Source organism: Mesorhizobium sp. M7A.F.Ca.US.006.04.2.1 (assembly GCF_004022915.1).
GTDB lineage: Bacteria > Pseudomonadota > Alphaproteobacteria > Rhizobiales > Rhizobiaceae > Mesorhizobium > Mesorhizobium ciceri.
Window position 1 is genome coordinate 1 of record NZ_RZQA01001420.1, and the last position, 877, is coordinate 877.

Here is an 877-nt window from a genome sequence, read left to right on the forward strand (position 1 = left end):
TTCCCCGATCCCGACAAGCGCGTCTTCATCAACGAACTGGTCTGCGAAGGCTGCGGCGATTGCGGCGTACAGTCGAACTGCGTCTCGATCCAGCCGGTCGAGACCGAATTCGGCCGCAAGCGCAAGATCGACCAGTCGAGCTGCAACAAGGATTTCTCCTGCGTCAACGGCTTCTGCCCGTCCTTCGTCACTGTGCACGGCGCCAAGATCCGCAAGGCCGAGGGCCTGGCCGGCAAGGCCGATCCGCTGGAAGGCGTGCCCGTTCCGGCGCAATTCCCGCTTGGCGAGCAGGGCTGGGCGGCGATCATCGACGGCGTCGGCGGCACCGGCGTCGTCACCGTCGGTGCGGTGCTAGGCATGGCGGCGCATCTTGAGGGCAAGGGCTGCGGCATGATCGACATGGCCGGCCTCGCCCAGAAGGGTGGCTCGGTGTTCACCCATGTCCGCATCGCTCGTACCCCGGACGACATCCATGCAATCCGCGTTTCGGCGGGGAAGGCCGATCTCGTGCTTGGCTGCGATCTCGTCGTGTCGGGCGCCAAGAAGGTGCTGACCGCGGTGCGCGAGGGCCACACCATCTTCGTCGCCAACACCGCCGAGATCATGCCCGGCGAATTCGCCCGCTCGGCCGATTTTTCGTTGCCGATAGAGCGGCTGAAAAAGGCGATCCGCGCGGCTGCGGGCGACGACAAGGCACATTTCTTCGATGCCACCCGCACTGCCACGGCACTTTTCGGCAATTCGCTCGGCGCCAACATGTTCATGCTTGGCTTTGCCTTCCAGCACAGCGGCCTGCCGCTGTCCGCCGAGGCGGTCGAGAAGGCGATCGAGCTCAATGGCGAAGCCGTGGCGATGAACATCGCCGCCTTCCGCTGGG

General features: G+C 65.2%; 1 protein-coding gene. It reads left to right on the top strand.

Features of this window, described 5'->3' with window-relative positions:
- A partial coding sequence (locus EN925_RS37770) for a 2-oxoacid:acceptor oxidoreductase family protein (RefSeq protein ID WP_206633177.1) occupies nt 1–877 on the top strand: 877 nt, incomplete at both ends.